General features: G+C 46.0%; 9 protein-coding genes. 2 read left to right on the forward strand and 7 right to left on the reverse strand.

Features of this window, described 5'->3' with window-relative positions; genetic code table 11:
* Positions 1-157: 157 nt before the first annotated feature.
* The 4 genes from QVP94_RS14135 to QVP94_RS14145 are packed head-to-tail and all read right to left on the reverse strand — an operon-like array spanning position 158 to position 3,615.
* Entirely contained in the window at positions 158-1,711 is a 1,554-nt protein-coding gene (locus QVP94_RS14135; RefSeq protein ID WP_022192862.1) for a sodium:solute symporter family protein, read from the reverse strand.
* Complete coding sequence (locus tag QVP94_RS19335) at positions 1,708-1,851, reverse strand: symporter small accessory protein (protein ID WP_005856393.1); 144 nt, start codon at positions 1,849-1,851, stop codon at positions 1,708-1,710. The genes QVP94_RS14135 and QVP94_RS19335 overlap by 4 nt, the downstream gene beginning before the upstream one ends.
* A gap of 13 nt (positions 1,852-1,864) precedes the next feature.
* Positions 1,865-2,290 (reverse strand): ACT domain-containing protein, encoded by a 426-nt coding sequence (locus QVP94_RS14140; RefSeq protein ID WP_005856397.1) that lies wholly within the window; start codon positions 2,288-2,290, stop codon positions 1,865-1,867.
* A gap of 23 nt (positions 2,291-2,313) precedes the next feature.
* On the reverse strand, positions 2,314-3,615 hold the full coding sequence (locus QVP94_RS14145; protein WP_005856399.1) for a phenylacetate--CoA ligase family protein: 1,302 nt from the start codon (positions 3,613-3,615) through the stop codon (positions 2,314-2,316).
* A gap of 198 nt (positions 3,616-3,813) precedes the next feature.
* On the opposite strand from QVP94_RS14145, the gene QVP94_RS14150 reads away from it, so the two are divergent.
* Positions 3,814-5,043: a PAS domain-containing sensor histidine kinase gene (locus QVP94_RS14150; RefSeq protein WP_022192863.1), complete on the forward strand. Its 1,230-nt coding sequence runs from the start codon at positions 3,814-3,816 to the stop codon at positions 5,041-5,043.
* A gap of 53 nt (positions 5,044-5,096) precedes the next feature.
* Positions 5,097-5,669 (forward strand): DJ-1 family glyoxalase III, encoded by a 573-nt coding sequence (locus QVP94_RS14155; RefSeq protein WP_005868262.1) that lies wholly within the window; start codon positions 5,097-5,099, stop codon positions 5,667-5,669.
* 88 nt (positions 5,670-5,757) lie between these two features.
* Here the strand turns inward: QVP94_RS14155 and QVP94_RS14160 are convergent, their stop codons facing one another.
* The 3 genes from QVP94_RS14160 to QVP94_RS14170 form a co-directional block, all read right to left on the reverse strand.
* On the reverse strand, positions 5,758-6,267 hold the full coding sequence (locus tag QVP94_RS14160; RefSeq protein WP_005856408.1) for a ferritin-like domain-containing protein: 510 nt from the start codon (positions 6,265-6,267) through the stop codon (positions 5,758-5,760).
* Positions 6,268-6,375: 108 nt separating this feature from the next.
* Entirely contained in the window at positions 6,376-7,698 is a 1,323-nt protein-coding gene (locus QVP94_RS14165; protein ID WP_008771916.1) for a Gfo/Idh/MocA family protein, read from the reverse strand.
* 4 nt (positions 7,699-7,702) lie between these two features.
* Positions 7,703-9,193: a cobyric acid synthase gene (locus tag QVP94_RS14170; RefSeq protein WP_005856411.1), complete on the reverse strand. Its 1,491-nt coding sequence runs from the start codon at positions 9,191-9,193 to the stop codon at positions 7,703-7,705.
* Positions 9,194-9,248 lie beyond the last annotated feature (55 nt).

Below are 9,248 nucleotides of genomic sequence, written 5' to 3' on the forward strand. Positions count from 1 at the left end.
TAAAACAATTAAGGATTGCCTCCCGGCAACCCCTAACCAACTTTGTTAACCTTAAATCTAATACTATTATGAAAAAACCACAGTGCAAATGTACTGTTTTCTATATATCTGTCAATAGAATAAATGCTAATTAGTGTTTTGAGGTTCATAAGAAAAGCTAAAAAGCCTTCTTTTGAGTCGCTAGGCTAACCAAAACAATCGTTATCGCCGATAATGGCAAAGCAAATAAGATCGGATCTATCGCATGCCACGGATATACATCGATCAAGACGTCTTGTCCGAATAAAGCCTTGCAAAGTCCTACCGGAGCCGCTTCCGCCTTATGAAGGAACAACATGGCGAATAAACTGGCCAAGCCTCCTACCCATAAGCTGGCCAAGGCCCCTTGCCGGGTAGCCCCTTTCCAATATAGCGAGCAGAAATAGGTAGGTAGGAATGTAGCCGCGCAAATACCCATGAACAAGGCGGTGCCTCGTGCGATAATACTTGCGCTTAGCGTATAGCAGATAACGTAGCTGACCAAGATAGAGCATAGCACGCCGATACGTACACCTAATGTAGAGTTCGGATTTTTGCTACGTCCTAGTTTGGGGAATGCGTCTGCCCCGAAAGCCGCTCCCATGGTATGAAATTGCGCGCTAAGGGTAGACATACTGGCAGAGAGAATACAAAGCATGAAAACCGCCCCGAACCACTCCGGCATCGCTTTATTGATAAATAGGGGGATGATCTTGTCCATATCTTTTACCGCCTCGGAGGCGACTACACCTTCCGTCTTGAGGAAAAACAAATTAGACAAGGCTCCCACGTGATAAATCGCCCCTACCGTGACAATCAAGAACACGCAGCCGATCAATACGCCCCTGTTGAGTTGCTTGGTACTTTCCACCATCATGAAGCGTACGACTAGTTGTGGCTGCGCTAAGCAACCGATTCCTACGCCAAGGATCAATGAGGTAACCAATGTATACCATTGTGGAGAGCCTGAGATGGGCATAGCTGTCCACCCTTGATGTCCCAAGGCCTTGAAGCGTTCGGGCACCATGGGGGCGATATCCGTCAACTTCTGGTTTGCCTCGATAAAGCCCATGTCCATGATATGGTAAAACCAAAATAGCAGGAATAGCATACAAGCGAACATGATAACCGCTTGCAACGCATCCGTATAAAGTACTCCCTTGATTCCACCCGTAATCACGTAGGCCGCTACGATCAAGGTGAAGATCAACAAGGCCAGATGAAGGTCGATATGAAACATCTGCTCAATGAAGACGGCTCCTCCCTTCATCACCACGGCGGCGTAGAGGGGCATGCCGATGAAAATGATCGAGGCGATGAAGATCTGTATAGACCGGGACTTATAGTGTAATCCCAATAATTGCGGGAAAGTCCGTGCGTTATGTTCTTCGCCTAACTTCCGGGTCCTTCGTCCGAAAAAGATAAAGGCTACCACTACGCCCATGAACATGTTCAATAAGCAAAGCCATTGAATACCCATGCCGAACGTAGCGGCTACGCCGCCGAAACCAACGATCGCCGATGCCGAGATAAAGGTCGCCCCGTAAGACAGGGCCATGATAATGGGGTTTACTTTTCGTCCGCCTAATAAATAATCACTGGCGTTTTTCGTCTGCCTGTATCCGAGATACCCTAACCAAGCGATTACAAACATGTAAATGATGACAATAATGCCTAATGTTAGCGTACTCATTTTCGTGATTCTTTAGTAGGGTTTGTTTTTTCGTCGTCTTCTTTATTCCAAGTGGTTATCCCGAACCAAATAGAAAATAGGAGGCAGGCGAACGCTAGAAGGTAAGCCAGCCAAATACCGGGGTCGCTGATTCCGAACATATATCCGTGCCTATTAAAGTTTTATTAGATCACTTTCACAGATATACTCGAGATTCTGACGGCGGATTACCTCACGGGCGCTTTCTCGGTTGTTCGTACGCAAGATCAAGATCGCTTTTTCCCGGATGGAGAAACAATACATATATTCTATGCTGATGCCCGCTTTCGTGAAATAAGATAATGTATTGGCAAAACTTCCGGCGCATGAGCTGGTTACGATCGCTAATACGTCGGTCAGGTTTGCGCTGACGTTGTTTTCTTTTAATATCTTGTATGCCTTCTGGGGATCGCTTACGATGATACGAAGGATTCCATACTCGGAGGTGTCGGCTACGGTGGCCGCGATGATGCGGATGCGCTCTTCTGCCAATAACGCTAATATCTCGCTTAATTTCCCGTACTTGTTTTCTAGGAAAATAGAAATTTGATTGACTGTCATAAGGTGTTATTTTAATTGTTTATTTAACAAAGCTTGCGATGATCTTTCACTCGTACCGCCTTACCATCTGTGGTTGGCAAAGATCCCTTGGCTACCAGCTTGATACGCGGCGTAAGTAATAATTCGTCCTTCAACTGACGGGTGATACCTTTCGTCAAGCGCTGTAAGGCTGAATAATCATCGGTGAATAGGTCGCTCAACTCTACCTCGATCAACATCTCGTCGCTGTTGCCGATCGTTTCGAGGGTGATCAAGTAATTGCTGCCCAATTCCTTGAATTGCATCAATATCTTTTCGATTTGGATGGGGAACAGGTTCACGCCCTTCAAGATTATCATATCGTCGCTACGTCCTTTGAAACGGGCAAGGCGTTTATGGGTACGTCCGCAAGGGCAATCACCCGGTAAGATGCAAGTAAGGTCACGGGTACGATAACGGAGTAAAGGCATCGCCTCCCGGTTGATGGTGGTTAATACCAATTCTCCGACCTCTCCCTCGGGCACCGGTTGCAAGGTAACCGGGTCTACGATCTCTACGATCACGTTGTCTTCCCAGATATGCAAGCCGTTCTGCTCCGTACATTCGAAGGCTACACCCGGCCCGTTCATCTCCGACATACCGAAACAGTTGTAAGCCTTGACACCCAGAAGCTGCTCGATGCGTTTACGTTGTTCTTCCGAGTGTGGCTCGGCACCGATACATACGGTGTGTAGTTTGGTATCCTTTCTGGGGTCTATTCCCTCCTCATACATAACCTCGGCCAAACGGGTGGCGTAGCTCGGTATGATATGTAAGCAGGTCGTGCCGAAATCGGTGATGAACTTAATCTGTCGTTTGGTATTACCGGCCGCCGCAGGCACTGTCAACGCACCTAGTTTTTCTGCTCCATACTGGAAACCGAGGCCACCGGTAAACATGCCGTAGCCGGATGTATTCTGAAATACGTCCGTATCCCTTAGCCCTACCATATACATGCAGCGGGCTACTTGGTTAGCCCATTGGTCCAAATCCTTGGCGGAATGTAAGACAACGGTGGGATTACCTGTTGTTCCACTGGAAGAGTGGATACGTACGCATTTCTGTAACGGGATGGCTGCCAATCCGAACGGATAGTTATTTCTAAGATCATCTTTCGTTGTAAACGGAAGTTTTTGTAAATCTTCCAAGGACTGAAAACTGTCCGGGGTAATTCCTTTCTCTTTGAATATCTTATGGTAAAAAGGGGAGTTGCCCGCTAGTTCTATGGTTTGTTTCAGTCGTTCCAGTTGGAATTTTACCAGATCTTTACGATCCATGGTTTCTATTTCTTTCTGCCAATACATCATCGTTTTTTCAATTAGAGTGTGTTTAATTCATGAAATTAGATTGCAAATGTATCTTTTATTTTGGATAATGCCATGCTTTTGTGTCAAAATATTAGTAATGACCTTTTGAAAATAAGAATTATTAGGCGGTAAGCCGTTGTAAATAAAAAAATAATAGTTATTTTTGTCCATTACGCAATTTAACTTTATGTATGGGCCATGGGAAAATATGACCACCTTTCCAAAGAAGAGTTGATTCAAAGGATTGAGAGACTGGAAGCCGATCTGGAAAAAGCCACTTTGACACCATCCGCGAGCGATAACGAACTTGAGATGCGCCAAAGCCAGCATACGATCAACTTCTTAAATATCTTGATGGATACGATCTTGTCGAACGTATTTGTGGAGATCACGGTGAAAGATATTTTCAACGGTTTCCGGTATATCTATTTTAATAAGGCGGCGGAGGAATTTACGGGGGTCAAGGCGGAAGATATCTTAGGGAAGACGGATTTCGAGCTTTTCCCTGATTCCCGGCGGGCGCATGAGATCCGAACGGAAGATTACCATACGATCAAGACGGGACGTATGGTAAAGGAAATGGTCGAGTATGAGAAACCGAATGGAGAGGTGAGAATCGTAAATATCGTACGTTTACTGATCACGAATCCGGACCCGGGAGCCTCGCCTCTGTTATTGATCATGCTGAATGATATCACGGAGCAACGTCAAGACCAGTTGGCGCTGATGAAAGTACAAGAGGCGGATAAGATGAAAAACGCTTTTATCGCTAATATGAGCCATGAGATCCGGACCCCGCTGAATGCTATCGTTGGCTTTGCCCATCTCGTGACGGAAACGACTAATGCCAGTGAGCAAAGGGAATACTTCTCGATTATAAATAAGAATTGCGATTTATTGTTGAAACTGATTAACGATATCCTGGATTTGTCGAAGATCGAGTCCGGTCGGTTAAACTATAACGTGTCGGAAGTTGAGTTGAGGGATATTTGCCAAGAGGCCTATGTGGTACAATCCTTGAAGATGACTTCCGATGTGGCATTATTATATAACTCGGTCGCCATGCCTTCTGTTCGTCTGTGGATCGATCCGCACCGGGTAGAACAGGTCTTGTTAAATCTCTTGTCTAATGCCATTAAGTTTACTTCCAAAGGTTTTATCTCGCTTTTTTATGAGGTGGAAGATATGTTCGTACGTGTCTCTGTCATGGATACCGGAATCGGGATATCAGAGGAAAAGCTGGAGTCTGTTTTCGAGCGTTTCGTGAAATTGGATGATTTTTATCAAGGGGCTGGTTTGGGACTACCGATCTGCAAGATGATTGTAGAGCAGTTGGGTGGCGAGATCGGTGTGCGATCTGAGCTTGGCAAAGGTTCCACTTTCTGGTTCACCTTACCATTGGTTGTTACGGATAAGGCTGTTGTGTAGAAGGATGATCCTTCTGTTTTAAGTGAATGTCAACTATATTAAATAAAAAAGAAATGAAAAATGCGGTTGTCTTTTTAGCGACAGGCTTTGAGGAAATAGAGGCCTTGGGTACGATTGATGTCTTGAGGCGTGGTGGTGTACGGGTTATGATGGTATCTATTACGGGTGACCGATTGGTGATAGGAGCTCATGATATTCCGGTAATGGCTGATTACCTGTTCGAGGAGGCGGATTTCAGTTGTGTCGATGCCTTGATTTTGCCGGGTGGAATACCCGGAAGCAACCATTTAAATGCGCATGCCCATTTGAAAGAATTAGTCAAGGAGAAAACGGAGGAAGGCGTATTAATCGGTGCTATCTGTGCCGGACCGATGGTTTTAGGTGGTCTTGGATTGCTAAAAGGGAAAAGGGCTACCTGTTTTCCTTTCTTCGAGCCAACAATGGTAGGCGCTACCCCTACGGATAATGGAGTAGAGCAGGATGGAAATATCATCACAAGCAAGGGGCCGGGTTTTATGTTTGAGTTCGGCTTGACGATCTTGAGGAATCTGAAAGATGAGGAAATCGCTTTGGAAGTGGCGGATGCCTTATTATATGACGCTTTGTTGCATGGGACAAAGCATTAATGTGCTTGAAATTAAAATCCCTTGAGAGAATGTCTCTAAGACATTCTCTCAAGGGATTTTTGTTGTAAAGAGTTTTCCCTTTCCTAAATTATTTCTGGAAAGATTTTTTCATACGTGCGATATCAGTCAAATAGTCTTGCAGATCTTGCTCGTGTTCTTCTTCCTCAGCTAAGATATGCTTAGCGATATCACAAGTCGTGAAGTCGATGCCGTCCGTGAATTTAGCGATTTCTTGATAACGCAAGATGGCGCAACGCTCGGAGGCGACATTCTGGTTCAGAAGGCTTACTACGTCAAAGTCTGTCGGTGAATCATATTTGCATCGGGCTAATTCAAACCATTGTTTCGGATCAAGTACCGGAACTCCTTCCAATTCGATGATCCGGTCTGCCAATAATTGGGCGTGATGCCTTTCTTCCTCGGCATGTTCCTCGAATTCACCTTGTACGTCGGAACGCATGGCTCCTTCAACGACCAAGGCTCCTACCCAATATTGATAGTATGCTAGCCATTCTTCCGCTAACGCGGCGTTTAGTTGAGATAATAAATTGTCGACATCCAATTTCCCTCTTAAAATTTTGACGCTTTCTTTTGCCATAGCTGTATTAATTTAGAATTAAACGTATTGTTCGTTTTTTATAGTTCTAACAAGCTTACTAGGGCATTGTTTATTGTTTGTCAAAATTTTAACGTTATGCTGCGATTGTTACAATTTAGGTAATTCCCAAGGTGCCCGGTAATAGGCTTTCGACAAGGCGGTAGCTTCGTTATCGCCGACAAACAAATTGTTTTTATCATCCCAATGAACTTCCCGTTGAACCCGGCAGGAGATATTCGCCAGATGAGCCATCTTCGCTACACGGGCACCGATAGCGACATCGGCGTTCGGAAGCTCACGGCTTTTAATGCAGCTCAACATGTTTCCCACATGATTATAAAGTCCTTTGCCTTCTCCTTTCTTGAAAGGAACGGCTTCCATGCGAGCTACGTTATTGGATACGACCGGTATGACTTCCCAACCGGCCCTGTCGAGTACCATCGTACCATTCTCCCCATAGAACGCTAATCCTTCCTTACGGTTATAGAGTCCGTGATTGATTCCGCAAGCGTGATCCCAGATGATATTAAAATCATCGTAGGCATAAGTCGCCATTAAAGTATCGGGTGTCTCCATAGCGTCGTCCGGATAGGCGAACTTGCCGCCGCCTGAGAATACACGGGTGGGAAGACCCGCGTTCATTCCCTCAAGGGCATAATCCAGTAAATGTACGCCCCAGTCCGACATCAAGCCTCCGGCATAGTCCCAGAAGAAACGGAAATTATAATGAAAGCGATAAGGATTGAACGGACGTTTAGGAGCCGGGCCTAGCCACATATCGTAATCCACACCGGCGGGAGCGTCACAATCCGGTTTAACCGGAAGTGTCGGCTTGCCGTCTTGGTAAGCCCAGACCTTGACCGTACGGATCCGTCCGATATTTCCGGCTTTCAAGAAATTAGCCGCCTCGTCCCAATGCGGGTCGCTACGTTGCCATTGGCCTACCTGTACGATCCGGTTATATTTACGGGCGGCTTTTTCCATCAGGTTGCATTCCTCGATCGTATTGGAGAGCGGCTTCTCTACATATACGTCTTTTCCCGCTTGGCAAGCCCAGACCGTCGGAAGGCAATGCCAATGGTCCGGCGTACCGATAATGACTACATCTACGTCTTTATTATCGATTACTCGTCGCCAGTCCTTATATAAGTGAGGTACTTTTTTCCCTGTTTTCTTCTCAACGTCGGCAGCCCGTTTGTTTAACCATTCGTCATCGACATCGCAAAGAGCCACGCATTCCGTCTCCGGATAATCAAGAAAAGTATTCAAATCCCCGTATCCCATGCTACGGCATCCTATGAGGGCTACCTTTACTTTGTTGCTAGGGGCGGTTTGTCCGTATATGGAGGAATACGATTTACCGATAAGCGGCGATAAAGTAAGTCCGGACATGATAAGTCCGGTTTTTTGCATAAAAGTACGTCTGTTCATGATATTAGTTTTTAATACTGTTATAAATATATTCCATATCCACGTGCTCCCTTACGAGGGCGGCGAGTTTGTCATACTGCTCTTCCTTAAAAGCGGCATAATCGAAAGGACCTGTAGTCGTTTCCGTGTCAAAGCCTTCAGCTAAGTTGTCCAATACGGCCGGATTATCAAGGATACCATGCATATAACTTCCCCAGCATCGGTTGTTGAGGTAATATCCGTCCGTTCGTCCGTCTTCCAGTCGGGCTACGGGCTGTTCGGGGGCGTCGCCCAATAAGGTGGTTCGTCCCATATGTATTTCGTATCCTTTACAATCCTTATTCTCCGAGGAGGGGAGGAAAGCAAAGTCGCTTTGTCTCGTGATCTTCTCCTGCTCGATGACTGTGCATTGAGGCAGAAGACCGAGACCGGGAATCGCCGGGATATTTCCCTCGATACTTTCCGGATCTTCCAAGCGGACTCCCATCATTTGATAGCCACCGCAAATACCGATCACCTTTTTACCCGCTTTATGCGCCCGGATAATCGCCATCGCTATCCCATTGGCCCGCAGGCTTTGTAAGTCCGATAACGTATTCTTTGAGCCGGGGAGCAGGATGATGTCGGCTTTCTCTATCTCATCGATATTGTTGGTATAATAAGGATTGAAACGGGGGTCCATCTCCAATACATCAAAATCCGTGAAATTAGACATTCGTTTCAGCAGGATGATAGCTACATTGATTTTCCCGTCTTTATAAGTGTTATTTTTCATATCCAACGCTACGGAATCCTCTTCCTCTATCTTGATATCCCGAAACCATGGAATTACGCCGACCACGGGAATCCCAGTCAATTCCTTTAATAGGCTCCGTCCTTCTTCGAATAAAGAGGCGTCTCCACGGAACTTATTGATGATAACCCCTTTCATTAACACTCGTTCCTCCGGTCGTAATAAAGCGATCGTTCCATATACAGAGCCGAATACGCCCCCACGGTCTATATCCGCAACTAAATAGGTAGAGGCTCCGGCAGCGATCGCCATACGCATATTGGTGATATCCCGGTCTCGCAGGTTTAGTTCGGAGATGCTTCCGGCTCCTTCCAATACGATCGGGTTATAGCGAGCTTCCAGACGCTTGAAGGCTTCGATGGCTTCCTTAAATAGCTCCTCCTTCTGGTTTTGTATCCCGAAATAATCCTTGGCGGACATATTGCCGACTGGCTTTCCGTTTAATACGACTTGCGAGCTTTTATCATTTGTCGGCTTTAGTAATATCGGGTTCATATCCGTATGCGGGGAAATACCGCAGGCCTCCGCTTGTACGACTTGCGCCCGGCCCATCTCGCCGCCTTCCGGGGTAGAGTAGGAATTGAGGGACATATTTTGTGCCTTGAACGGTGCCGGTTGATAACCATCTTGCTTGAAAATACGGCAAAACGCCGCATTGATAACGCTTTTACCCGCATCAGAGCAGGTTCCGACAAACATAATCGGTCGTAGGTGTTGCTTCATCTGTATAGATTTTATTTACACAGTGTACAAAGGTAGTATTTTTGGCCTTTTTATT

This window comes from Parabacteroides sp. CAG:2 (genome assembly GCF_000436315.1).
In the GTDB taxonomy this organism is placed as follows: domain Bacteria; phylum Bacteroidota; class Bacteroidia; order Bacteroidales; family Tannerellaceae; genus Parabacteroides; species Parabacteroides distasonis.